The organism is Bradyrhizobium sp. RD5-C2 (assembly GCF_019972155.1).
In the GTDB taxonomy this organism is placed as follows: domain Bacteria; phylum Pseudomonadota; class Alphaproteobacteria; order Rhizobiales; family Xanthobacteraceae; genus Bradyrhizobium.
In genome coordinates, this window is record NZ_BOVL01000059.1 from 1 (window position 1) to 24,362 (window position 24,362).

Annotated in this window: 26 protein-coding genes; 11 read left to right on the forward strand and 15 right to left on the reverse strand. The window is 63.1% G+C overall.

Going from position 1 to position 24,362, the window contains the following annotated elements:
• Positions 1-187: 187 nt before the first annotated feature.
• The 8 genes from BraRD5C2_RS37165 to BraRD5C2_RS37200 all read right to left on the reverse strand — a co-directional run bounded on the left by BraRD5C2_RS37165 (position 188) and on the right by BraRD5C2_RS37200 (position 7,034).
• Positions 188-1,141: a ribose-phosphate pyrophosphokinase gene (locus BraRD5C2_RS37165; protein WP_171948021.1), complete on the reverse strand. Its 954-nt coding sequence runs from the start codon at positions 1,139-1,141 to the stop codon at positions 188-190.
• 178 nt (positions 1,142-1,319) lie between these two features.
• Complete coding sequence (locus BraRD5C2_RS37170; RefSeq protein ID WP_223977056.1) at positions 1,320-1,928, reverse strand: hypothetical protein; 609 nt, start codon at positions 1,926-1,928, stop codon at positions 1,320-1,322.
• 104 nt (positions 1,929-2,032) lie between these two features.
• Positions 2,033-2,965, reverse strand: a complete 933-nt coding sequence (locus BraRD5C2_RS37175) for a MerR family transcriptional regulator (RefSeq protein ID WP_223977058.1) — start codon at positions 2,963-2,965, stop codon at positions 2,033-2,035.
• A 74-nt stretch (positions 2,966-3,039) separates the two neighbouring features.
• Complete coding sequence (gene pgeF, locus BraRD5C2_RS37180) at positions 3,040-3,807, reverse strand: peptidoglycan editing factor PgeF (RefSeq protein ID WP_223977060.1); 768 nt, start codon at positions 3,805-3,807, stop codon at positions 3,040-3,042.
• Positions 3,804-4,862: a class I SAM-dependent methyltransferase gene (locus tag BraRD5C2_RS37185; RefSeq protein WP_223977589.1), complete on the reverse strand. Its 1,059-nt coding sequence runs from the start codon at positions 4,860-4,862 to the stop codon at positions 3,804-3,806. The genes pgeF and BraRD5C2_RS37185 overlap by 4 nt, the downstream gene beginning before the upstream one ends.
• Before the next feature lie 84 nt (positions 4,863-4,946).
• Positions 4,947-5,789: a prolipoprotein diacylglyceryl transferase gene (lgt, locus tag BraRD5C2_RS37190; RefSeq protein WP_223977062.1), complete on the reverse strand. Its 843-nt coding sequence runs from the start codon at positions 5,787-5,789 to the stop codon at positions 4,947-4,949.
• 5 nt (positions 5,790-5,794) lie between these two features.
• Entirely contained in the window at positions 5,795-6,400 is a 606-nt protein-coding gene (locus BraRD5C2_RS37195) for a GNAT family N-acetyltransferase (protein WP_223977064.1), read from the reverse strand.
• The gene (locus tag BraRD5C2_RS37200; RefSeq protein ID WP_223977066.1) at positions 6,303-7,034 is read right to left on the reverse strand and encodes a dienelactone hydrolase family protein; all 732 of its coding nucleotides are present in this window, start codon (positions 7,032-7,034) and stop codon (positions 6,303-6,305) included. Before BraRD5C2_RS37200 ends, BraRD5C2_RS37195 begins: the two co-directional genes overlap by 98 nt.
• 178 nt (positions 7,035-7,212) lie before the next feature.
• Between BraRD5C2_RS37200 and BraRD5C2_RS37205 the strand changes: the two genes are divergently transcribed.
• From BraRD5C2_RS37205 to ychF, 4 genes are all read left to right on the forward strand, one after another.
• On the forward strand, positions 7,213-7,473 hold the full coding sequence (locus tag BraRD5C2_RS37205) for an accessory factor UbiK family protein (RefSeq protein ID WP_038388183.1): 261 nt from the start codon (positions 7,213-7,215) through the stop codon (positions 7,471-7,473).
• Between the two features lie 343 nt (positions 7,474-7,816).
• Positions 7,817-8,539 carry a 50S ribosomal protein L25/general stress protein Ctc gene (locus BraRD5C2_RS37210; protein WP_223977068.1) on the forward strand — a complete coding sequence of 241 codons (723 nt, stop codon included), beginning with the start codon at positions 7,817-7,819 and terminating at the stop codon, positions 8,537-8,539.
• Between the two features lie 55 nt (positions 8,540-8,594).
• Entirely contained in the window at positions 8,595-9,197 is a 603-nt protein-coding gene (gene pth / locus BraRD5C2_RS37215) for an aminoacyl-tRNA hydrolase (protein WP_223977070.1), read from the forward strand.
• A gap of 153 nt (positions 9,198-9,350) precedes the next feature.
• Positions 9,351-10,448 (forward strand): redox-regulated ATPase YchF, encoded by a 1,098-nt coding sequence (gene ychF, locus BraRD5C2_RS37220; protein ID WP_212313393.1) that lies wholly within the window; start codon positions 9,351-9,353, stop codon positions 10,446-10,448.
• Positions 10,449-10,699: 251 nt separating this feature from the next.
• On the opposite strand, the gene BraRD5C2_RS37225 is transcribed toward ychF, so the two are convergent.
• Entirely contained in the window at positions 10,700-10,975 is a 276-nt protein-coding gene (locus BraRD5C2_RS37225) for a metal-sensitive transcriptional regulator (RefSeq protein WP_097671571.1), read from the reverse strand.
• A gap of 66 nt (positions 10,976-11,041) precedes the next feature.
• Here BraRD5C2_RS37225 and BraRD5C2_RS37230 point away from each other — a divergent pair, with 66 nt between their 5' ends.
• Positions 11,042-13,435, forward strand: coding sequence for a heavy metal translocating P-type ATPase (locus tag BraRD5C2_RS37230; RefSeq protein ID WP_223977072.1), 2,394 nt, complete (start codon positions 11,042-11,044; stop codon positions 13,433-13,435).
• 160 nt (positions 13,436-13,595) lie between these two features.
• Here the strand turns inward: BraRD5C2_RS37230 and BraRD5C2_RS37235 are convergent, their stop codons facing one another.
• The 3 genes from BraRD5C2_RS37235 to trxB all read right to left on the reverse strand — a co-directional run bounded on the left by BraRD5C2_RS37235 (position 13,596) and on the right by trxB (position 16,935).
• A complete protein-coding gene (locus BraRD5C2_RS37235) occupies positions 13,596-14,510 on the reverse strand; it encodes a 4-hydroxy-tetrahydrodipicolinate synthase family protein (RefSeq protein WP_223977074.1) in 915 nt (304 codons plus the stop codon).
• A gap of 536 nt (positions 14,511-15,046) precedes the next feature.
• Entirely contained in the window at positions 15,047-15,967 is a 921-nt protein-coding gene (locus BraRD5C2_RS37240) for a LysR family transcriptional regulator (protein ID WP_029081982.1), read from the reverse strand.
• A 2-nt stretch (positions 15,968-15,969) separates the two neighbouring features.
• Positions 15,970-16,935 (reverse strand): thioredoxin-disulfide reductase, encoded by a 966-nt coding sequence (gene trxB, locus BraRD5C2_RS37245; protein ID WP_223977076.1) that lies wholly within the window; start codon positions 16,933-16,935, stop codon positions 15,970-15,972.
• 283 nt (positions 16,936-17,218) lie between these two features.
• On the opposite strand from trxB, the gene BraRD5C2_RS37250 reads away from it, so the two are divergent.
• Positions 17,219-17,698 (forward strand): Lrp/AsnC family transcriptional regulator, encoded by a 480-nt coding sequence (locus BraRD5C2_RS37250; RefSeq protein ID WP_223977078.1) that lies wholly within the window; start codon positions 17,219-17,221, stop codon positions 17,696-17,698.
• 38 nt (positions 17,699-17,736) lie between these two features.
• Here the strand turns inward: BraRD5C2_RS37250 and BraRD5C2_RS37255 are convergent, their stop codons facing one another.
• Positions 17,737-18,936 carry a hypothetical protein gene (locus BraRD5C2_RS37255; protein WP_223977080.1) on the reverse strand — a complete coding sequence of 400 codons (1,200 nt, stop codon included), beginning with the start codon at positions 18,934-18,936 and terminating at the stop codon, positions 17,737-17,739.
• Positions 18,937-19,334: 398 nt separating this feature from the next.
• Between BraRD5C2_RS37255 and BraRD5C2_RS37260 the strand changes: the two genes are divergently transcribed.
• The 5 genes from BraRD5C2_RS37260 (at position 19,335) to BraRD5C2_RS37280 (ending at position 22,642) form a co-directional block, all read left to right on the forward strand.
• Positions 19,335-20,048 carry a thioesterase domain-containing protein gene (locus tag BraRD5C2_RS37260; RefSeq protein WP_223977082.1) on the forward strand — a complete coding sequence of 238 codons (714 nt, stop codon included), beginning with the start codon at positions 19,335-19,337 and terminating at the stop codon, positions 20,046-20,048.
• A gap of 118 nt (positions 20,049-20,166) precedes the next feature.
• Positions 20,167-20,712, forward strand: a complete 546-nt coding sequence (locus tag BraRD5C2_RS37265; RefSeq protein WP_223977084.1) for an SGNH/GDSL hydrolase family protein — start codon at positions 20,167-20,169, stop codon at positions 20,710-20,712.
• A gap of 171 nt (positions 20,713-20,883) precedes the next feature.
• Positions 20,884-21,468 carry a protein-S-isoprenylcysteine O-methyltransferase gene (locus BraRD5C2_RS37270; protein ID WP_223977086.1) on the forward strand — a complete coding sequence of 195 codons (585 nt, stop codon included), beginning with the start codon at positions 20,884-20,886 and terminating at the stop codon, positions 21,466-21,468.
• Between the two features lie 187 nt (positions 21,469-21,655).
• Entirely contained in the window at positions 21,656-21,850 is a 195-nt protein-coding gene (locus BraRD5C2_RS37275) for a hypothetical protein (protein ID WP_223977088.1), read from the forward strand.
• Between the two features lie 87 nt (positions 21,851-21,937).
• On the forward strand, positions 21,938-22,642 hold the full coding sequence (locus tag BraRD5C2_RS37280) for a hypothetical protein (protein WP_223977090.1): 705 nt from the start codon (positions 21,938-21,940) through the stop codon (positions 22,640-22,642).
• Between the two features lie 447 nt (positions 22,643-23,089).
• On the opposite strand, the gene BraRD5C2_RS37285 is transcribed toward BraRD5C2_RS37280, so the two are convergent.
• Positions 23,090-23,494 carry a DoxX family protein gene (locus tag BraRD5C2_RS37285; protein ID WP_223977092.1) on the reverse strand — a complete coding sequence of 135 codons (405 nt, stop codon included), beginning with the start codon at positions 23,492-23,494 and terminating at the stop codon, positions 23,090-23,092.
• Between the two features lie 352 nt (positions 23,495-23,846).
• Positions 23,847-24,320: a transcription elongation factor GreA gene (greA, locus tag BraRD5C2_RS37290; protein WP_097671816.1), complete on the reverse strand. Its 474-nt coding sequence runs from the start codon at positions 24,318-24,320 to the stop codon at positions 23,847-23,849.
• Positions 24,321-24,362 lie beyond the last annotated feature (42 nt).

The window sequence follows — 24,362 nt, forward strand, 5'->3', positions numbered from 1 at the left end:
TCACGGCGTCAAGCGCCAAGGACCCAACGGCTTCCCGCCCACCCCATCATGACAGACTTCCAAGACACAGGGACCCATAACCACGAATGCGAATTGGTTTACAACGCTGGAGCCACAGCCTTCGCAACAACAATGGGCTGTGGTTATGGGTCCCGGCTTTCGCCGGGACGACAGCGAGTATGAGGCTCTAATCGAACAGGCTCGACACCGACTCTTCCGCCGCCGTGCGGCCGATCGCTTCGGCGATCAGGCCGGCGATCGAGATCTGGCGGATGTTCGGCGCCTTGTTGACGGCTTCGGTCGGCAGGATCGAGTCGGTGATGACCAGTTCCTTCAGCCGCGACGAGGCAATCCGCGCTGCGGCGCCGCCGGACAGCACGCCGTGGGTGATGTAGGCCGAGACTTCCTTGGCGCCGTGCGCGATCAGCGCCTCGGCCGCGTTCACCAGCGTGCCGCCGGAGTCCACGATGTCGTCGACCAGGATGCAGTTGTAGCCGGCGACGTCGCCGATCACGTTCATCACCTCGGACTCACCGGGGCGTTCGCGGCGTTTGTCGACGATCGCAAGCGGGGTGTTGATGCGCTTGGCGAGGCCGCGGGCGCGTGCCACGCCGCCGACGTCGGGCGACACCACCATCACCTTGGCGAGATCGAACTTCTCCCTGATATCGCGCACCATCAGGGGCGCCGCGAACAGATTGTCGGTCGGGATGTCGAAGAAGCCCTGGATCTGGCCGGCGTGCAGGTCGAGCGTCATGACGCGGTCGACGCCGGAGTGCGAGATCAGGTTGGCGACGAGCTTGGCCGAGATCGGCGTACGCGAGCCGGACCTGCGATCCTGCCTGGCGTAGCCGAAATAGGGCACCACCGCGGTGATGCGGCGCGCCGAGGAACGGCGCAACGCGTCGGTGATGATCAAAAGCTCCATCAGATTGTCGTTGGCCGGATACGACGTCGACTGAATGATGAACATGTCCGAACCGCGGACGTTCTCCTGGATCTCGACGAAGATCTCCATGTCGGCGAAGCGCCGGACCACGGCCTTGGTCAGTTCGATGCCAAGTCCCTTGGCGATGTCCTGCGCCAGCGCAGGATTGGAGTTGCCGGCGACGAGCTTGATTGATCCGTTCTTTGCCGACATCGATGCTTCCCCCCGCGCCTTGCTGGATACGACGTTCAGCATCTCAAGTCCTTACAGAACCGGCGGGTTTTCGGTGCGCGAGGGAATATCAGGCAGGCGGCTCCGATGGCAACCCATTAGGCGCTTCGGCCCACCTTTTCCTGGGCAAAAAACGCCTTTCCCCAGGAGATTCCGGGGGTTAGTTGGCGGAATAGCTGAGGGCCACGGTTTCGGGCGCGGCGGGGGCTGGAGCGCTGACCATCGCTGGCCCACGGAGCTCCGGCGCCGGGCTGTTCGCCGGGCCGCCATTGATCATGCTGGACAGGCCGCTGAGGCCGGCCTGGGCGATCTTGCGCAGCACCAGATCGTCGGCGGTGGCCCAGGCGTCGCGGCCGGCCTTGCCGGCGGGCTCCTCGCCGGACAACCGGAGCGCCCGTTGCTGGTTGCTGTCGTAGACGTCCCAGACCCACGCGATCATGGTGCGGCCGCGCACCACCTGCGCAGAGAGATAGCTGCGGACGCGATAGGCCGCGGTGGCCTGGCGCGACACGATCGACAGGCTGCGCAGCTTGGATTCGCTGTCGAGCACGCCAACCATGCGGTCGAACACCTGGGGCGGCGGACCGTCGATCGATTCGAAGGCGACGGTTGCGCCGCCGCTCGCGGGCGTCGCCATGGCGTAGGAGTCGGCCACGTTGCCGCCGGCCGCGCATCCGCCGAGTGCGGACGCAATCGCCAGCCATGTGGCTGCGATCGCGGCACGCACGACTGTCCCAGTTTGAAACTGGTGGTTTGACGCTTCCCTCATTGCGTCCTGCGATATCGTTAAAACGGCTTAACGTCTAGGGCAGGACGGCCACAGCACTTAACGATCCGGGGAGAGGACCGAATTCCTTTCTCGATATTTCCAGCTCAGTCGGCCAGATGATGCCGCATGGCTTCGGTGATCCAGGCCCACTCGCGGTTCGGACTCGCGTCCGGCGACTGCCCGCGCATGATAGCGACGAGTTCCCAGTAGCGGGCCGCACGGGCGTCGTGCAGCGCGTACTTGCGGCGAATCCAGTTGCGGAATTCGAGGTCGGGTTCTCGCTTCAGCAATCGCGCCGACGTCGCCAGCCAGTCGCGTGCCAGCACCTGACCCGCCTCCGACGCCGGCCCGAGGTCGCCCGCGATGATCTCCCTGGCCTTGGCCAGCACGGTTTCGTTGGCCGCTTGCCAGGCAGCGAGATCCAGCACGTGGTGATTCCAGACATCCTCCGCGTTGGCGCGAAGGTTGGCGACGAGGGAGGGATCGCCCAGCATCTCCGAAAGCTCGATCCACGCATCGCATTGCTCTGGCGTCGGCTCGTCGGGCAATTCGGGCACGCTGGTCTCGATCATCTGCCGGATCCATTTCCGGTCGATGTTGATGCCGTCGGACACCTTCTCGAAAAAACTTTCGACGACGTTGCGGCGCTCAGTGCGGGATAGCTGCGTCATGGTCAGGAATCTCCGTAAGTCTGCTTCGGTGAGTTGCGGTGAACGCAACGCAGCCCGCAGGGCCGAGGCGACGCGGCGCTGTGCCGCGATCTCCGCTTCCAGCGTCTCGAGACGGAGCTTCAGCGCCTCGACCAGCGAGAGTTCCTTGCTCAGGACCTCACGGATGGCGTCGAGACCAAGCCCCGCATCGCGCAGGCAGCGGATCAGGTCGAGGCGAACCAGTTCGTCGTCGGTGAAGACGCGATAGCCGCTCGCGGTGCGGCCGGCCGGCGGCAGCAACCCCTGGTCCGCATAGAAGCGGAGCCTGCGGACGGAAATTCCGCTGAGCCGCGCCGCCTCGCCGATGCTGTAGCTGCGTTGTGTCATGCGCCGCTTGTCCGGTCTCCAGCAGGTGGAGAGTCAAGCCGGTTGTCGCACAAAAACGAAGATGACGCCCGGCGTCAGCCTTCCAGCGCGATGGCGTGAACGTGGCGGCCGTAATCGGCTTCCTTGCGGTGCACGGAGCGGCGGTAGCTGAAGCAGCGCTCGTCGGAATAGGTGTCGATGCCGAGATCGTCGATCATCAGCACGCCGGCATTTTCCAGCCGCATCCGGATGAAGGCAGGGAGATCGAACATCGCGTGGGCGTCGCGTTCGGCGGGCATGAAGAACATGCCGTTCTCGGCATCGGCCTCGATGAAGCGCTCGACGAATTCACGTCCGACCTCGTAGGATTCCTTGCGGATCAGCGGGCCGATGGCGGCGACGATGCCGCCGCGCTCGGCGCCGAGTTTCTCCATCGCATCGATGGTCGATTCCAGCACGCCGGTCAGCGCGCCCTTCCAGCCGGCATGCGCCGCGCCGATCACCCGCGCATGGGGATCGACGAACAGGATCGGACCGCAGTCGGCCGTCGTGACCGAGATCGCAAGCCCTTCGGTGCGTGTGACGAGCGCGTCCGCCTTCGGGCGCGCGGCGCCATTCCATGGTCCGGTCACGGCCACGACGTCGGGCGAATGCACCTGATGCACGCTGATCAGGTGGTCGGACGGCACGCCGAGCTGCTCCGCCATCCGCCGCCGGTTCTCCGCGACCTTGGCCGGATCGTCGCGCGAGCCGAGCCCGCCATTGAGGCCGGCATAGATGCCCTCGGAGACGCCGCCCTCGCGCGAGAAGAAGGCGTGGCGCAGGCCTGGAATGGCCGACAGCAGAGGTGATCCCAATGTCATTGTTCGGTCTCGTCAGGCTGATCGCTGAGGCCAGCGATCGAGGTGAGGCGCGGGTCGGAGATGGCCATGACCTTGAACATCGAGCCCATCCCGCCGCGCCCGGAATCGGTCAGGCGCTTCAGCGCGCCGGCAATGTCGCCGGAAACCTCGGGTGAGGCCTTCGCCATCAATCCCGCGGCACGGGCTTCGACGCCGAGGCGCTTGAGGAAGTCGCCCTGCGTCGCCGGCCCGTGGACGCGCGCGCCGACATCCTCGGCGGCGCGCGCCAGGGCCTGGAAATCGACATGCGCCGTGATGTCGGCCTGTCCCGGATTCTTCAGCGGGTCGGCGAAGCTGTGGCGCGCGATCGCCTGGAAGGTATCGCCGGCGTCGCTGCGCAGATGGCCGTAATCGATGATCAGCGCGGCGCCGTCCTGGTCGCGCAGGCGCGTTGCGAGCTTCATGATCTCGTTGTCGGGCCGCCATTCGAATACCGCCCCTAACGGCGCGGCGCGTACCAGCGGCGGCAGCAGCACCTCGAAATGCGGTGTCGGCTCGGCGGCTGGCGCGAAATACAGGCTGCCATTGGCATCCATGCCGACCGTGCGCTCGTGCCAGCCGGTCTCGCGGCGGACCATCTGATGGATCGGCAGCACGTCGAAATATTCGTTGGCGAGGATCACCGCCGGTCCCTCCGGCACGTCGTCGATGCTGTCGTGCCAGGTGATGTTGCGCACGCCGGTCAGCGTGGCGTGCTGCTTCTCGCGCAGCACCGGATTGACCTCGACGAGGTGGATGCTGAGCGATTGGTACAGCGGCGGCAGCACGCGCAGCGCACGCAGCGCATCCGACATCATGGTGCCGCGGCCGGGCCCGAGCTCGATCAGGCGGAGCGTGTCCGGCGAGCCGATTGCGCGCCAGATCGAGGCGCTCCACAGCCCGAGCAGTTCGCCGAACATCTGGCTGACCTCGGGCGCCGTGGTGAAATCGCCCTCGCGGCCGAGCGGATCGCGCGACAGATAGTAGCCGTAACGCGGATGCATCAGGCACAATTCCATGTAGCGCCAGACCGGCATCGGCCCGGACAGCTTGATCAGCTTCCTGATCTCATCCAGCAGTGGGGAGGGTTCGCTCACGGCCTTCCTTGGATTGCACTTGCTCTACGTTGAACTCGGCGCCGGCCCGTTCGCCGGGCGGCGAATGGCGGCCGTGATGATGATAGCGCCCACGATGATCATTGGCACCGACAGCAGCATCCCCATGGTTAATCCGCCCCACAGGAATCCGAGCTGCGGATCGGGCTCCCTGAAATGCTCGCCGATGATCCGGGCAATGCCGTAGATCGCAATGAAGCTGCCGAGGATCAGGCCGGGCCGCTTGAGCGCGCCCATCCGGATCATGATCGCCAGCGCCGTGAACAGCACGATGCCCTCGAGCCCGGCCTCGTAGAGCTGGCTCGGATGGCGCGGCAGCGGTCCGCCATTGGGGAAGATCATGGCCCAGGGCAGGCTCGGATCGGCGTGACGGCCCCACAACTCACTGTTGATGAAATTGGCCAGCCGGCCGAGGAACAGCCCGATCGGCGCGACCGCGGTGGTGATGTCGCCAAGCGACAGGATCGGGATGTTGTTGCGGCGGGCAAACAGCATCACCGCGGCGACGCAGCCGAGGAAGCCGCCGTGGAACGACATGCCGCCCTTCCACAATTCCAGGATCTCGGACGGGTGCGCGATGAAGAAGGGCAGGTTGTAGAACAGCACATAGCCGGTGCGGCCGCCGACGATGATGCCGATGGTGACCCAGAGGATGAAATCGTCGAGCTGCGGCAGCGTGATCGGCGCCGGGCCGCCCCACAGCCGCTCCTTCTTGATCAGCGAGCGGGCGTAGATCCAGCCCAGCACGATGCCGACGATATAGGCCAGCGCGTACCAGCGGATCACGATCGGCCCGAGCGCGAGCGCGACGGGGTTGAACACCGGAAAGTCGATCAGCAGGAACGGCATCGGGATCAGAGCGCTTTCGTGTAGACGGCGTAGGGCACGCCATGAATGGGCGGAGCGTCATGCACCTTGCTGAAGCCCATCCTGAGATACATCGGCAAGGCGATCGTCATGATAGGGCTCGTGTGAAGCGCAATGGTCCGGCACCGGTCGCGCCGCGCCCTGGCGAGGCATTCCGACGTCAACGCATGCCCGAGTCCCTTGCCCCTGTCGACGGGGTCGACCACTAGCATGCGAATGACCGGCCATGCCTGGTCGAAGAATGCGGCCTTTTTGACGCCAGGCCCAAAATAGCTGACCGCGCCGGCCAGCCGGTCGCCGAGCTCGGCGACGATGATCTCGCCGCCGGAACTCAACTCGGAAGTTTTTGACAGGCCGGCGCGCATCGCCGGCCAGTCATCGAAGGCGTCACGGAATTGCTCGAAGGCGGCAACCGCAAGCCGGTTCACCTCATAGGCGTCGGAGCTTTGGTAGTCCCGAATGCGCGCGGCCTCCGCCATCCGTTTTCTTCGGGCCTCAGACCAGGTTGCGGCGATAGAGTGCGAGCAGCCGCTCCCAATGGCGTTCGGCGGCGTCGCGGTCGTAGACCGGGCGCTTGGGGAAAGCGAAGCCATGATGGGTGCCGGGATAGATCTCGACCTCGTTGTTCGAGCCCTTCATGCCCGCCTTCACCTGCTCGATGATCTCCGCCGGGGCGTAGATGTCGGTCTCGGCGCAGGCGAAATAGAGCTCGGCCTTGGTCTTCTGCACGGCGAGATGCGGGCTGTCGGCCTGGTCGGTCGCTAGATGCGTGCCGTAGATCGAGGCGGCCGCCTTGACGCGATCGCCGAAATGCGTCGCCGCGTTCACCGCATAGCGGCCGCTCATGCAGTAGCCGACGGTGCCGATGATTTTCGTGTTGGCCGCCTTCTGCGTCTCGGCGTAGGCGAGCAGGCCTTTGGTATCTTCCATGACCAGCGGGATGTTGAGCGAGTGCATCAGCTCGAACATGCGCTTGCGCTCGGGCGATTCCGGATCGGGATTGATCGGGCCGAGCTCCATCACGCCGGCGCGGTAATACATGTTGGGCAGCATCACGTAATAGCCCGAGGTGCCGAGCCGGCGCGCCATGTCGCGCAGCTCCTCGCGGATTGCCGGCGCATCCATGTAGAAGATGACGACGGGAAAGGGGCCGCCGCGCTCGGGATGGGTGATGAAGGTGGTGGTCTTGCCGTCCTTGGTCGGGATCTCGACGGTATGCTCGATCATGGCGTTTCTGCTCGCGTTATGTGTGCGATTTCTGTTGTGAGTTCATACGATTGCAAGGAAACCGGAGCATGACAAGGCAAGCTCGCGCGAGGTCTGCCATTCGCGGCGGACTTGAACCGGGTGGCGGGGATCGCCATTGTCTTTTGCGCAAGCCAGTGAATGCGGAGAGTTTTGCCAGATGACCCAGACCAGCAATCGGTTTTTCGATGAGATCGGCCGTCTGATGAACGATGCCGCGGGCGCCGCCCAGGGCGTCAAGCGCGAGGTCGACACGGTCATGCGCAACCAGGCCGAGCGGATCCTGCGTGACCTCGACGTGGTCAAGCGCGAGGAATTCGACGCGGTCAAGGATATGGCCCGCCTGGCGCGCGAGGAGAACGAGGCGCTGAAGGCGAGGATCGCAGCGCTGGAAGCCAAGCTCGGCGGTTCGGCGGGTTAATCTTCGACCCTCCCCTGGAGGGGGAGGGGCGGCTCACAATTGAGCGCAGCGAAATGTGAGCCGGGGTGGGGTGAAGGTGTCTCCACTCGGGCACTGCCCATGTTGAGAGATCACCCCACCCCACCCCACCCCGGCCCGCATTCCGCTTCGCTGCATGCGGTCCGACCCTCCCCCTCCAGGGGAGGGTGAAGAAAGAAAAATCCCTTCATTTCCTTGTCATTTCGGCCCTTTGGGGCTAAAAGCCCGCCACGTCCGCGGCCCCCGCACCCCTGGAGGCTTGCTGTGGACTTGAGCATGGGCCGCGCTGCGGCCTTTAACTTTTTAAATACAAGGACTTAACGCTATGGCGACCGTCAAGGAATTGAAGGCGACCGCGCGTCCGAAGAGCGGCAAGGGGGCCGCCCGGGCAGAGCGTCGCGCCGGGAGAGTTCCCGGAGTGATCTACGGAGACAACCAACCCCCCGTCACCATCTCGGTCGACGATCGTGACCTGCGCCAGCGCATCCTGGCCGGCCGGTTCCTGACCACGATCTATGACATCGACCTCGAGGGCAAGAAGCACCGCGTGATTCCGCGCGACTTCCACCTCGACCCGGTGAAGGACTTCCCGATCCATGTCGACTTCATGCGGCTCGGCGAAGGCGCGACCATTCGCGTCAGCGTGCCGCTGCACGTCGTGAACGCGGAAACCGCCCCGGGCATCAAGCGCGGCGGCACCGTGAATATCGTCACCCACGCGCTCGAACTCGAGTGCGCGGTCGACAACATTCCGCAATACATCGAAGTCGACGTCGGCGGCCTCGAGATCAGCTACTCGCTTCATCTCTCCGAGGTTACGCTGCCCAAGGGCGTGAAGTCGCTGACCCGCGAGGACGCGACGCTGGTCACCATCGTGCCGCCGTCCGGCTACGCCGAAGAGCAGAAGGCCGCAGCTGCGGCTGCTGCTGGTGGCGCCGCTCCGGCCGCGGGTGCTGCACCGGCCGCTGCGGCGGCTCCGGCTGCGGGTGCTGCGGCTCCGGCCGCGGGTGCCAAGGCTCCCGCCGGCGGTGGCGACAAGAAGAAGTAACCGATCAGGTCGGCGCGCGATCGTCTGATGGCGCGCCGACGTGGGATGCCGCGCCATGCGCCTTTTTGTAGGTCTCGGTAATCCTGGCGCGAAATACGCCAGCAACCGGCACAATATCGGTTTTCTGGCGGTCGACGAGATTGCACGGCGTCATGGTTTCGCACCATGGCGCCGTCGCTTTCAGGGCGAGACCTCCGAAGGCGTGGTCGATCGTGAGAAGGTCGTGCTGCTGAAGCCGACCACTTTCATGAACGAGTCCGGGCGCGCGGTGCAGGAAGCGGCGAACTTCTTCAAGCTCGCCTCTGCCGACATCACCGTGTTCCAGGACGAGCTCGAACTGCCGCCCGCCAAGGTGCGGGTCAAGATCGGCGGTGGCATCGCCGGCCATAACGGGCTGCGCTCAATCTCTGCGCATATCGGCAATGAATATCGGCGGGTGCGGCTCGGGATCGGTCATCCCGGCGTCAAGGAGCTCGTGCACAGCCACGTGCTGTCGGACTTCGCCAAGAGCGACCGGGCGTGGGTGGAGGCCTTGTGCCAGGCCGTCGCCGATAATGCCGGCCTGCTGGCTGCGGGGCACGACGCCTCGTTCGCCAACAAGGTGCATCTGACGATGCAGGCCAAGGGATTTTTCGACACCAAGGACGAGGAGCCGTAGACCCTCGTCGTCGCCGGGCGCCTGTCCCCGACCTGATCGGGGATGACCCGGCGATCCACTCTTTCCAGTGGGATGGATACGCGGGTAAAGCCCGCGTATGACGACCCACTCAGTTTCAGCCGCGCAATGTGAGCGCGAGAGATCGGGACGAACATGGGATTCAAATGCGGGATCGTCGGGCTGCCTAACGTCGGCAAGTCGACGCTGTTCAATGCACTGACCGAGACGGCGGCCGCCCAGGCGGCGAACTATCCGTTCTGCACCATCGAGCCGAATGTCGGCGAGGTGGCGGTGCCCGATCCGCGGCTGGAGAAGCTGTCGGCGATCGCAAAATCCGCGCAGATCATCCCGACCCGGCTGACCTTCGTCGATATCGCGGGCCTGGTGCGCGGCGCCTCGCAGGGCGAAGGCCTCGGCAATCAGTTCCTCGCCAACATCCGCGAGGTCGACGCGATCGCCCATGTGGTGCGCTGCTTCGAGGACTCCGACATCACCCATGTCGAAGGCAAGATCGCGCCGCTCGCCGACATCGAGACCATCGAGACCGAGCTGATGCTGTCCGACCTCGACAGTCTGGAGAAGCGCGTCGACAACCTCTCGAAGAAGGCCAAGGGCAACGACAAGGAAGCCAAGGAGCAGCTCGAGCTCGTCAACCGCGCGCTGGTGCTGCTGCGCGACGGCAAGCCGGCGCGTGCGCTGGAGCGCAAGCCGGAGGAGGAGCGCGCGTTCCGCATGCTCGGGCTGCTGACCTCGAAGCCCGTGCTCTATGTCTGCAACGTCGAGGAAGGCTCGGCCAAGGACGGCAACAATTTCTCCAAGGCGGTGTTCGAGCGCGCGAAGGAAGAGGGCGCGGTCGCGGTCGTAATCTCGGCCAAGATCGAATCCGAGATCGCGACGCTGTCGCGCGAGGAGCGTGTCGACTTCCTGGAGACGCTGGGCCTTGAAGAAGCCGGGCTCGACCGGCTGATCCGCGCCGGCTACCAGCTGCTCGACCTCATCACCTATTTCACCGTCGGCCCGAAGGAAGCGCGCGCCTGGACCATCGACCGCGGCACCAAGGCGCCCGCCGCCGCCGGCGTGATCCATACCGATTTCGAGAAGGGCTTCATCCGCGCCGAGACTATCGCGTATGAGGATTACATCGCCGGCAACGGCGAAGCCGGCGCACGCGATGCCGGCAAGCTGCGGCTCGAAGGCAAGGACTACGTCGTCGCCGACGGCGACGTCATGCACTTCAGGTTCAATACCTGATTGCACTGTTCAGCCGCGCATGAAGCGGCAGCGAACTAAGCACCGCTCTTTCTCCACGTCGTCCCGGCGAAGGCCGGGACCCATACCCACAAATCTCAGTGATTGACAGCGCTGTGGCCCCAGCTTTTGCTCAAAGCAGGCAACGGTGGCTATGGGTCCCGGCCTTCGCCGGGACGACACTGAATATGCGGTGCCGCTCTCGATTTCGTCGCAAGCGGGCGCGACTCCAGAGCCGTCGTTAGTTTCCTAACTCACCTATCCGCGCGGCCGATCACATCCATCAGCTCGGCGATCTTGCGCCGCTGGTCGGCCTTGTCGCCGGACGAGATCGCATGCTCGACGCAATGGGCGACATGATCGCGCAGGACCTCTTCCTCGACGCGGCGTAGCGCCGCGCGCGCGGCCGCGATCTGCGTCACCACGTCGATGCAATAGCGGTCTTCCTCGACCATGGCGGCCAACCCGCGGATCTGACCCTCGATCCGTTTGAGCCGTTTTAAACAGGATGTCTTGACGTCGTCTCTCATAGGTCTCATATACCCCCCTAGGGTATACAAATCAAGAGGCCGGGATACCGGCCGGGAAGAGTCTTCGTGGCAGACGCAAAGCACGACCATTCGCACGCGGATCATCAACATCATGGCGCGGCCGCGCATTCCTGCTGCGGCGGCAAGCACGATCACCACACGACGCCGGCCGAGGCGACGTTCGCGATCGATCCGGTCTGCGGCATGAAGGTCAACCCGGCGACCGCCAAGCATCGCTTCAGCTACAAGGGCGAGGAGTACCTGTTCTGCAGCGGCCGTTGCCGCGAGCGTTTCGAGGCCGAGCCGGAGAAGTACCTCAAGCCGCGCGAGGCGGAGCCGCCGATGCCGGCCGGCACGATCTACACCTGCCCGATGCATCCGGAGGTGCGCCAGGTCGGTCCCGGCAGCTGCCCGATCTGCGGCATGGCGCTGGAGCCGGAGCAGATCTCGCTCGACGACGGGCCGGATCCCGAATTGATCGACATGACGCGGCGGTTCTGGATCGCGCTGGCGCTCACGCTGCCTGTGTTCGTGCTCGAGATGGGCAGCCATCTCGGGCTGATGCATCTGGTGCCGCACGGCTGGTCGAACTGGATCTCGTTCGTGCTGGCGACGCCCGTCGTGCTGTGGGCCGGCGCGCCGTTCTTCGTGCGCGGGTGGCAGTCGGTGGTGACGCTCAATCTCAACATGTTCACGCTGATCGCGATGGGCGTCGGCGTCGCCTATCTCTACAGCGTGGTCGCGACGCTGGTGCCGCAGCTGTTCCCGCCGGCGTTCCGCGACATGCATGGCGCGGTCGCGGTGTATTTCGAGGCGGCGGCCGTGATCACGGTGCTGGTGCTGCTCGGCCAGGTGCTGGAATTGCGCGCCCGTGCTCAGACCTCGGGCGCGATCCGCGCACTGCTCGGCCTTGCGCCCAAGACCGCGCGGCGCGTCACCGATCACGGTGACGAGGATATCGACATCGACGCGATCAAGGTCGGCGACCGCCTGCGCGTGCGCCCCGGCGAGAAAGTGCCCGTCGATGGCGTCGTCATCGAGGGCCGCGCGGTCATCGACGAATCCATGGTGACGGGTGAATCGATGCCGGTCACGAAGGCCGAAGGTGCGAGCGTGATCGGCGGCACCGTCAACCAGAGCGGCGGCCTTGTGATGCGCGCCGAGAAGGTCGGTCGCGACACCATGCTGTCGCGGATCGTCGACATGGTGGCGAAGGCGCAGCGCTCGCGCGCGCCGATCCAGCGGCTCGCCGACCGCGTCGCCGGCTGGTTCGTGCCGGCGGTAATCGCCGCGGCCGCGCTCGCCTTCATCGCCTGGACGGTGTTCGGCCCCGAGCCGCGCCTGACCTTCGCGCTGGTCGCCGCGGTCACGGTGCTGATCATCGCCTGTCCGTGTGCGTTGGGATTGGCAACGCCGATGTCGATCATGGTCGGTGTCGGCCGCGGCGCGCATTCCGGCATCCTGATCCGCGACGCCCAGGCACTGGAGCGGATGGAGGCGATCGACACGCTGGTCGTCGACAAGACCGGTACGCTCACCGAAGGCAAGCCGAAGGTCGTGCGTATCATTGCCGCCGATGCGGTCGACGAGCACGAATTGCTGCGCCTTGCCGCCAGCGTCGAGCAGGGCAGCGAGCATCCGCTGGCACAGGCGATCATCGCGTCCGCAAGGGAGCACAACCTCACATCTGCCACTGTCAGCAATTTTGCCTCGCCCTCCGGCAAGGGCGCGACCGGAACGGTCGAGGGCAAGCAGGTCGCGCTCGGCAATGCCGTGCTGATGGGTGAGTTGAAGATCGCAACGTCAGCGCTGGACGAGGCCGCCGAGGCCGCGCGGCGTGACGGCGCGACGGCGATCTATGTCGCGGTCGACGGCCGCGTCGCCGGCGTGATCGCGATTGCCGATCCGGTCAAGGCGTCGGCGGCCAGCGCGCTGCAGGCGTTGCGCGCCGAGGGCCTGCGCATCGTGATGCTCACCGGCGACAATGAGACCACCGCGCGCGCGGTGGCGAAAACGCTCGGCATCGACGAGGTCGAGGCCGGCGTGCTGCCGGAGCGCAAGAGCGAGGTCGTGCAGCGGCTGCGCGGCGAAGGCCGTATCGTCGCGATGGCGGGCGATGGCGTCAACGATGCGCCGGCGCTCGCAGCGGCCGATGTCGGCATTGCGATGGGTGGCGGCACCGATGTCGCGATCGAGAGCGCTGGCATCACGCTGCTCACCGGCGACCTGATGGGCCTGGTCCGGGCGCGGCGATTGTCGGTCGCAACCATGCGCAACATCCGCCAGAACCTGGCGTTCGCCTTCGTCTACAACGCCGCCGGCGTGCCGATCGCGGCCGGCGTGCTGTATCCGCTGTTCGGCATCCTGCTGTCGCCGATGGTCGGCGCCGCCGCGATGGCGCTGTCCTCGGTCAGCGTGATCGGCAACGCGCTCAGGCTTTCGAGGGTGAAGCTGGATTAGGCGTCTCTTACCTCGCCCCGCTTGCGGGCAGAGGTCGGATCGCATCGCAGATGCGATCCGGGTGAGGGGGACTCCGCGAGTTCGTCTGTCGCCATTGTTGCGGACGCAGCCCCTCACCCCAGCCCTCTCCCCGCAAGAGCGGGGCGAGGGAGCAGGGCGATCACGCCGGCAGTAGAAGCTGCGCGCGCCGCTCCATCTCGGCATCGAGCCAGGTTGCGAGATCCTCGCTCACCTCGACCATCGGCAGCCGCACCTCGGGACTGTCGATCAGCCCCTGCCGCCACAGCCAGTGCTTGGCCGGCGCGGGGCTCGGTTCCGCGAACAATAGCCGGGTTAGGCCGACGACGCTCTGCCAGGCGGCGAGTGCCGCGTCGCGCTTGCTTTGCTGCAGCAGCGTGCGGATCGAAGCGAACGTGTCCGTCTGCAGATGCGCGGACAGCAGGATCGCGCCGTCGGCGCCGTCCGAGAGCGCATCGAAGGTCTGCGCGTCTTCGCCGGTCAGCACGCGGAAGCCCGCGGGTCGGCGATTGAGGAAGTCGATCGACTGCGCGCGGTCGGCACAGCAGTCCTTCATGCCGGCGATGTTGGGATGTTCCGCGAGCGCCAGCAGCGTCTCATTGGTCAGGTTCACCGCCGTGCGATACGGAATGTTGTAGAGCACGACCGGCCATGAGGCGTGATCGGCCAGCGCATTGAAGTGCTGCACGAGCCCGCGTTGCGAGGGCCTGATGTAGTAAGGGCTCGCGATCAGGTAACCGTTGATCGGCCAGTCGGCCGTATCATCCAGCGCATCCTTCATCCTGGTCGTAGAGGCGCCGGAGAGCCCGAGGCAGACCGGCAAATGGCGGGAGTTGGCACTGAGCTCGTCGAGCACGACGCTGACCAGCCCTTCCAGCTCATCGGTGCTGAGCGCCATGCCTTCGCCGGAGGTTGCACCGAGGATGAACCCGTCGACGGGGCCGCTGGCATAGTGCCGCACGAGGCGTCGCAGCGAGGTGGCGTCGAGTTCGCCGTCGCGGAACGGCGTGATCAGGGGCAGCCAGAGGCCCTGCAATTGCTGGTGTAGCTCAGTCATGTTCCATCTCCTTGAGGGGGCAGAGCCGGAGACGGGACCAACAAAAAACCCCGTCCAAGCGGCGGGGTTTCGGGATCGGTAGAATGCGAAGGTGATCTTATCGCGCGCGATCTCGTGTCCCCGGGAGGGGAGCTTTTTCCGACGACAGAACGGCGCACGAAGTCGTGATCATGGGATAATGATGCTGCGCTGCGAGGTTGTTGTCAATCCACATGCTTGACCGTGACGTGCGGCACGTTTCCCGTGACATCAAGGTGAAAGACATTGAGATGAAAAAAAGCCGGGCTCGAGTGAGCCCGGCTTAAGGTATTGGCCACGTGAGGCCGACACAATCACCTTCCAAGAGGGATTACTGAACTTCCGCGCCACTGGAGGAGGGGGACATATGCGCGACGCGACCGCTCAGCGTGTAACCACTATGATCCCCATCGACGCCCTGCAGCAACTATCCAGGTCGCATGTCAGTCATGCGGAGATTCAGGGGCCTCTTGGCGCAGCGCGGAAAGCCTATAACCCATCCCATAAGGCCGGCTTAATCAGGACGGCCAGCGCTGTGCCTTGCTGACCACGAAGTCGCGGAACACCTGCACCCGGGCCACCGTCTTCAGCTCTTCCGGATAGACGAAGTAGGTGTCGAGCGCGATCGAGTCCGACTCGCCGAACAGCTGCACGAGGTTGTTCTGTTCGACCAGATAGTCCGGCAGCGCGGCGATGCCGAGGCCCTGCTGGCAGGCGCGCACCAGGCCAAGGATGTTGTTGACCTTGAAGTAGGGTTCGCGCGGACCGGAGCCGTTGCGGCCGGCATCGATCAGCCAGCTGCGGTTCTGCAGATGCGGCGGCACCTGCGAGTCGCCGAGCATGATGATGCGGTGCGAGTCGAGATCATCCAGCGTCCGCGGCGTGCCGAAGCGCTTGATGTATTCCGGCGAGCAATAGGCATGGAAGCCGATCGAGAACAGCTTGCGCTGGATCAGGTCCGGCTGGGTCGGCTTGCGGGTGCGGATCGCGACGTCGGCCTCGCGCATCGACAGATCGAGATCCTCGTCGGTAACGATCAGCGAAATCCGGATATCCGGATAGAGCGCAACGAACTCGTCGAGCCGCGGGATCAGCCAGTTGATGCCGAGCGCCGGCGGTGTCGTGATCTTGAGGTCGCCGCTCGGCCGCTCGCGGCTGTCGGTGAGCTTGGCGCGCGCCGCCTGCAGCTGCATGAAGACGTCGTGCGCGGTGCGGAACAGCAGGTCGCCCTGCTCGGTGAGGATCAGGCCGCGGGCATGGCGGTGAAACAGCGAGACCGAGAGCTCCTGCTCCAGTGCGCTGACCTGGCGGGAGACCGCCGATTGCGACAGGCCGAGCTGCTCGCCGGCATGCGTGAAGCTGCCAGCTTCCGCCGCCGCGTGAAAGACCTTCAGCTTGTCCCAATCCATGTCCGTAAATCCGTCGCGAGATCGTGCCATGATTATTCCGCCGCTGCGCGATCGCTCGCGCGAAGAGCAATGAAGCGTTCGGCCTCGAGCGCTGCCATGCAGCCGAGGCCGGCGGCGGTGACCGCCTGCCGAAAGGTTTCATCCGCCACGTCGCCGGCGGCGAACAGGCCGGGCACCGAGGTCGCCGTGGAGTTCGGGGCCACCTCGACATAGCCCGACGGTTTCAGCTTGATCTGACCTTTGACGAGCTCCGTCGCCGGCGCATGGCCGATCGCGATGAAGATGCCGTCGGTCTTGAGGTCGGTCAGCGCGCCGGTCTTGACGTTCTTGAGCCGCACATGGGTGACCTTGTTCGGATTCTCGGTGCCGCAGATCTCGTCGATCGCGGAGTCCCACACCACCTTGATCTTGGGATGCTTGAACAGCCGCTCCTGCAGGATGCGTTCGGCGCGGAAGTGATCGCGGCGATGCACGATGGTGACCTGCGAGGCATGATTGGTCAGGTACAGCGCTTCCTCGACCGCGGTGTTGCCGCCGCCGACCACCACGACTTCCTTGCCGCGGTAGAAGAAGCCGTCGCAGGTCGCGCAGGCTGATACGCCGCCGCCCTGGAATTTCTCCTCCGAGGGCACCCCGAGCCAGCGCGCCTGGGCGCCGGTGGCGAGGATGACGGTCTCGGCGAGATAGACGTCGCCGGAATCGCAGGTCAGGCGAAACGGGCGCTGGCCGAGCTCCAGCTTGTTGACGAGATCGGTGACGATCTTGGTGCCGACATGGGCCGCCTGCTTCTCCATCTGCTCCATCAGCCAGGGGCCCTGGATCACATCGGCGAAGCCCGGATAGTTCTCGACGTCGGTGGTGATGGTGAGCTGGCCGCCCGGCTGAATGCCCTGGATCAGGATCGGTTCGAGCATCGCGCGCGCCGCGTAGATCGCTGCGGTGTAACCGGCGGGGCCGGACCCGATGATGACGACCTTGGCATGGGTAGGCGCGGGCATTGTGAGATCCCTCTGTTTTGGGGATTTTGATCAAGGACTTGTGCGGGAAGCGCCCCGGAAACGCGTCACGGCGGCGCCAAAAGTGTCAAATCCAAGTCTAGGATATCTGGGTAGCTATGCAAGATTTGCAATCCATGGCAGCGATTTTTCCCCGGAACTGAAGTCACATTAGCGAAATCATGCGCTGCACGCGCAATAAAATTGCGCAATGCCGGCTGCCTGCGCTATGAGAGTTGCCGGCAGACCTGCCAAGCCTTCCGAACCCTGAGGGAACCCAAGTCGCGTGTCGAAGAACCTTGACGAGATCGACCTCAAAATCCTCGCCGAGATCCAGGCTGATGGCCGAATCACCAATGTGGAACTCGCCAAACGCGTCGGGATCTCGCCGCCGCCCTGCCTCCGCAGGGTCCGGGCGCTGGAAGAGGAGGGCTACATTCAGGGCTACCGCGGCCTGCTCGATCCGCGCCGCCTCGGCTTCGACGTCACGGTGTTCGCCTCGGTGCATCTGTCGAGCCAGGCCGACGCCGATCTCCGCTCTTTCGAGAATTTCGTGCGCGCCGAGCCTTTGGTGCGGGAATGCTGGATGCTGTCGGGCGAAGTCGATTTCATCCTCAAATGCGTCGCCCCCGACATGGCGACGTTCCAGGATTTCGTCACCCATCTGACGGCCGCGCCGCATGTGCGCAACGTCAGGACGTCGCTGGTGCTGCACAATTCGAAATACGAAGCCGCGGTGCCACTGGGCGTGAAGGCGGCGTCGTAGCGCATCCGATGTTTGAGCTGGAGTGAAGAGGCTCCTCGTCAACTTCGGGCAATCATCACCGAACCGTTTGCCTCGAATAGTCCAACTGCCCCGGACGGTGAAGTCGCGACGTCGAACTCGAGCGGGCCGCAAGTAATCATGCAATAGTCGTAAACCGAGCGCTGATCGTTCCCCATCAAGAACTGATAGTGGATCTGCATGAAGTCGAATCGATGACGTCTGAAGCGGATCGGACTTATCATTGAATGTATCTGGACGCGCCGAATTTTTGGGTGCTCTCCTGAATAGTCCCGGCTGGTACGTTTCAGCGTGACGGGGTCGAAGCGATAGAAGCTGATCGCGTCATCTCGTGCCTGGTATTCGACCCAGTCGATGGCAGTCGTTCCGGCCACAAGTTGTGCCGCTTCCCGAATTTGGCCGCCCATCGGATGCAATGCGAATTTGGGAATAGTGGCGCCCACTGTGAGAATGCACAGCTTCGGTCCGCGCGTTTCAAGCAGGGGATCCAATTTTAGCGCGCGCGCGACCGCCGCTATCGTGAGTGCGGCGCCAAGAGAATGGCCAACAATGAGAATTTCATCAACTTTCGCAGCCTGAGCTCTCTTTGCGATCAGCTCAGCAAAGTCGTCGAGTCGCGCATCAAGTTCGCTTCTGCGCCCGTAAAGGAACTCGTGGGAGAAAATGGCATCATCGAGGATGTGGTTTATGCGACGCTTCGGTCCGATCCAGAGTACAGCGCTGACGAAGATGGCAAGCGACAGAAAAATGCCAAGCAGCAGTTCCACCCAAAGTGTAGCGTGCAAGGGCCCGATCACGAGATACGATAGCCCAACGCTGCACAATGCGATCAGCAGCAAACAACAATATGGAAAGACGAAAAAGAGGGCGTACTTCCAGCTCGCGATCGCATATCTAAACAGCGTTCCCGTTATGATGAAGTCGAACAGCGCTCTCACGGACTGTACGAGACGAGGCACGAGCCCGACTTTCGAATCGCACCGAATGAGATCATCCCAGCGCAGCATCTCGAAGGTGATGCTGGTTTTCCAGTTTGGACCCCACGCCTCCACGTTGCATGAAGCATCGATTGCAGATGTGTTCGAGATTTCCGACAGCCGTGAAGAAGTGCCCCAAATCCTATCGAAGCTCGAGAGCGACCGGCGCAGGCGTTCGACCTGCTGTTCCGGAGTGATGGGATCGTAACCGCCAACGTGGAAGACGTGCCGTCGTCGAATCATCTAGCAACTCGAAATCTGCATGGACATTGGTTGCCACTCATCCTGAAAGATTGAAATGCATCGGCACTTTACTCCGGAACCCTTGCGACGTTGATCCGCAATCCTTGCTGAATGTGACATGGATGATGGGGATTCGACCCTATCAAATTACCGTTCCACCCGCGAGGTGGCACTCATTGAGATTGGCTTTGATCAAAAAGTGCAGAGGACAGGCCGTGATGGGGCCAATTGACCCCGGATGGTGGTGAAGGGGGCGCGGCTCGAATGGCTCTTTCCAGTGTGGCAAATCCGCGACAGCAAACAATTGCGCGCTTCAACACGTCTTTCAAAGATCTTTCTCGATTGTCACGATTCCCAAGTTTGCGTTAATGCGACTTAGGTCGGCGAGGGATCCTGAAATGGAAAGACTACGCTACAGCGCGGCGCTGGTGTGCGCCGTCCTGACAGTCCTTTTTGCAAGCAACTTGTATTCGAACAGCGGGGCTCAGGCGCGTCCCGGAATTGCGATTGCACTCAGATCGACAGGTCCGCAGGCTCGATTGCATTCCTCCGCGACGCACGTCTATCTGTTTCGCGGGCTGTTGAACGTCTTTTCCCTGGGCATGGACGACCTTGCCGCCCAGCTGCGCGCGGCCGGCATCGCCGCGGACGTCGCCAACCACGCCCAGTGGAGAGGCGTTGCCGACGAAATTATTGCAAAATATAGAGCGGGCCAGCGCGGACCTATCGTACTGATCGGGCACTCCCTTGGTGCGGATGCCGTGATGTCGATGGCAGAGTACCTCGGCCAAATGGGCGTGCCGGTCGCTTTGGTTGTCCCGTTCGACGGCACATCGCCTCATGCGGCGACGGCGAATGTCGCAAGGGTTTTGAATCTGTTCAAGCATGAAAGCGATCGAATAAGTCGCGGCCCCGGCTTCCGCGGCGAGCTTACAAACTTCAAGGTTCCCGATGTCAACGTCGACCACTTCAACATCGATAAAAGCGCGGCGTTGCATAGCCTAGTGATAAGAAAGATCAGGTCGATCGGATCCGGCGTTGCGCGCCCAAAGGCCCGCCAGAATCCTTCGAACGTGGTTTCACCTGCAGCCGCAGCCTCGACCAATTCCTAGCCTCACGCCCAAAAGACAGTTTGAAGGCGGCATGTGACGCGTCACGTGAGGCTTTGGATTACGCCTTCCCGGTGTCCGTGCTATTTCTCTGTGGCACTTCAGTCCGAGGAGGCAGTCGGTGACGACGTTCGGAAGATTCTCAATCGCTGTAGCGATCGGCATATTGGCGACCGTCTCCGCCGCCTTCGCAAAGCCGATTCGTATCGTGGCAGTCGGCGCAAGCAACACGCAGGGTTGGTACGTCGGGAAGCAAAGCGCTTACCCGGCCAAGCTGGAAGCCCTGCTGAGGGAGAAGGGCGTCAATGCGAACGTCGTCAATGCCGGCATTCCCTTCGATACCACGGCCGGTATGCTCAAGCGCATTGATAGCGACGTGCCGAAGGGAACCGACATCGTCATCCTGCAGCCTGGAGGCAATGACAGGCGCTTCCTTGTCACGAAGGAGCAGCGGGCGGCCAACATCGCGGCGATGGAGCGGCGGCTGCGTGATCGCGCCATCAAGAGCGTCGTGTACGACGATGAGATTCCGCCGCAGTATTACGCTTTTGACTTCATTCACCTCACGGCTGACGGCCATGCCTTCATAGCGTCGCAGTTGCTCCCGCGCGTGCTGGCGATGATCGACCGGAGGGCCGGCGTGGCTTCGCCGCGGTCGAGAGACTAGCGGGTCGCGCGGCCAATTTATCAGTGGAAACAACCCGCAAGCCTTGTATGATTGCTTCATGTTGGTCTGTGGACAGACCCGGTTCGGTCAAATCTCAGACACCGCTAAGGATGGCGCACCTTCGATGGTCGGCAAAAATGGCACGCCAGCGAAAACAGCGCTTGGCCCACGATGACGCCTGGCATTGCCAAGTTCGTGTTTGTGATGATGGCGGTCGGTTGGTATCTCATCCGCTATAGATACGCACGTCGTTCTCGTCGTGAGAAGGTCTTGAGGAGCGCCCGAGGCCCCCGCGAGAACACCCTGCTGCTGATATCGCTCACGGGTCTCGGAATTGTACCGTTCGTGTACATCGCAACGGCCGCACCTCATTTCGCGTCGTATGCCTTCCGGCCAGTTCAAGCATGGCTGGGGATTTTCGTGGCGATTGCGGCGCTGGTCATGTTCCGGCTGACCCATCGCGCTCTTGGTCGGAACTGGTCGGTGAGTCTCGACGTGCGGGAGAATCATCACCTGATCACAGACGGGATTTATCGAAGAATCCGGCATCCCATGTATTCTGCATTTTGGCTTTGGGCCGTCGCGCAGGCGCTGCTCTTGCCGAATCTGGTAGCCGGTTTCGCCGGCCTGATCGGATTTGGGACACTGTTCTTCGGCCGGATTGCCCGGGAAGAACAGATGATGCTGGAGACGTTCGGCGACGAGTATCGCGAGTATATGGCACGGACCGGACGCGTTATGCCGAGGCTGTTCTAGCCGGCTGTAATGGTGACGCCCGTGCCTGCAACCGGACACCCCCGCAGGACAACTACCCCGTGTTGTTTTTGTCACAGCCGACCAAGAAACGACCTTGCAAGCACGAGCTTTGGTTCAGCGTTAATTGCGCTGCACCCGTTCGAGGGTATGGTGGTTACGCTCACGCTACCCATCTTCGGAGATCACAATGCTGAAATATCTGGTTGTTGGAGTTGCGACTTTTGGTTTCATGGCCGCTGCCAACGCAGCCGACCTCCCTCGTCCGCAGCCGGTTGCCGAACAGGCTCCGATTGGCAAGATGCCGATTGGCAAGTATCCGGTTGGCAAGTATCCGGTCGGCAAGACCCCGGTTGGAAAAGCTCCGATCGTAACGAAGGGTTAATTTGAGGATCGCCCCGACAACGCGCTCCTTCAGCAATTGCTGAAGGCGCTGTCGGGGGTGATGTCTTGCCCTTGTGAGGGTCTGAAGGTGCCAGAATCGAATCGGAAACGGAGCGGCCTGCGGCTGCTCGGCGGAATTGGTGTCGTTCTGGCTTCCATGACTTTGGAAGCCGGCATTGGTCATGCGCAGCAATTGGCCGTGCAAACGGATCAAGCCCCGCTGCAGCAGGACAAACCGCGTAAACCGTCGTCAAGGTCGGTTGTGGCGGCAGCCGTTGCTGGACCGAGTGCTTCCGTTTCTGGAGCAGACGTGAAACCGGTTCGAAGGTCTACGGCCAAAGGGCCGTATTACGTGGACTTTCGTGCCCGCACGGCAGCTTCATATGGGCATGCCTTTATCTGGTACGGCAAGACAAGCGAGAAGCAGGTTGAAGTTGCGGGGCTGCACCCGGCGGGCGACGTCCTGCCTTACGTGCTGGGACATCTTATGTGGGTGCCCTCCGAGACGGGAGCAAGCTACGGCGACCTTGACGTCCAGTATTTGACGGCCAGCTATCGCGTCTACCTGAGTGAGGCGGACGCGAAGAAGGTCTTTGCCTACATCAAGGAGCTTCAGGCGAGCTCGCCTGTTTGGAACGCGGAAACGACTAATTGCACGGCCTTTATAGGTCGTATAGCCAGCTTCATGGGTCTGAAGGCTCCATTCCATTTGTTGAAGCCCGAGGAATACGTAAACCAGTTGAGAGACATGAACGGCGGGCGCCAGACCGTGCAACTCGCTTCGGATCGTTAGTTTTCCCACCAAGGACCACTTGGCGGCTGCACTTTGGCAAAGCCGCCATCGGGAACGCTTCCGAGATTTCTTCAGATGAAGGGGCAGATGGTTGCATCGGCATCCAATGCGAACCGGTGCGGAATACAAGTTCGAGCCTACCAAAACGTATTTGAACTGGGGCTGATGTTGGGCTTTCTCGCAAAGCAGCCAGAAACTGCGAGCAGCAACTGACCTTCAGCATGTAGCGGGCTTAAGATGCCTTTTTTGGACCGCTAGGAAGATCGTCCACCGGACCCGCGCCTCTTCCATCTTTGCAACGCTCTTCGGGTTTATATCCCATCGCGCTCGGAAAGCGTCCCCAGGCTCCCCGACTATCCTTGCATTGCTCGACGGATCTTGCCGCTGTCCGTTGTGGCGCAACCGTGACGGACCCGTCCCGGTTGAACGGGACGGGCTCAGCCTTCGTTACTTCTTGCCCATCGCCGCGTCGACGCTGATCGGGCCGGGGCCCGAGGTTGCGAGGTAGAGGCAGGCGAAGCAGAACAGGATCGCTGCGGTGCCGTTGTTGAGCAGCGGCAGCAACACCGGCTCGACCGGGTTCTTCAACATGTGGCCGAGGAAATAGGCGAACGCCATCTCGCCCGACAGGATGAACGCGGCCAGCCGCGAGAATAGGCCGAGCATCAGGAGCGCGCCGAGCACCAGTTCAAGCCAGCCTGCGGCCTGGATCAACGGCGGGATATTGGCGAAGTAGGCGAGCACGGGAAACTTGAAGATCTTCGCGACGCCGTACTGAAACAGCAGCAGTCCGGTGATGAACCGGAACAGGCTCAGCGCCGTCGGCTGCCATTTGGAAAACATCTGGTCCATTGTCATTAACCCCCTGATTGACACGCTGGAACATTGCACGATGCAGAAACACACGGTGTCCGCCACCAGAATGTGATGTCAACACCTTGTGCCTGGAATCATTCCTCGCTCCACGGAAGTTGCGAGAGAACGCGGCAGTGACACGGTGACACGCCGCGATGCGTGTTGCGACGCAATCATCGGCTCCGCCCCCGGTCCCCGACATGATTATACTGCATAAACATGTCACGGCCTCCCTAGTATGCCGCCTTGCCGCCCTCCACTCACATTGCTGTCAGACGTGGGGAAAACGCGGGCACAAAAAAAGCCGCGTGCAACACGCGGCCTTTTTGCACCAGTCACGTCAGGGTAACTACCGCCACTCGACCTTGGTGATCTCGTAGGCCTTGGCGCCGCCCGGCGCCATCACTTCGACGGTGGTGCCCTTCTTCTTGCCGATCAGCGCGCGTGCGAGCGGCGAGGTGATGGAGATGCGGCCCTTCTTGGCGTCGGCCTCGACCTCGCCGACGATCTGCCACACCGCTTTCTTCTCGGTGTCCTCATCGATCAGCGTCACGGTCGCGCCGAACTTGATGGTGTCGCCGGACAGTTTCGAAATGTCGATGATGTCGGCGCGCGCGAGCTTGTCCTCGAGCTCGGCGATGCGGCCCTCGTTGTGCGACTGCTCTTCCTTGGCGGCGTGATACTCGGCGTTCTCCGAGAGGTCGCCGTGCGAGCGCGCTTCCGCAATGTGTTCGATGATGCGCGGACGATCCTCCGACTGTCGCTTCTTGAGTTCGTTCGTCAGCGCGGCGTAACCGCCCGCGGTCATCGGAACCTTATCCATCATCTTCGTCCTTCATCGTGCGCGCCCGGCGGCCGTGCACGA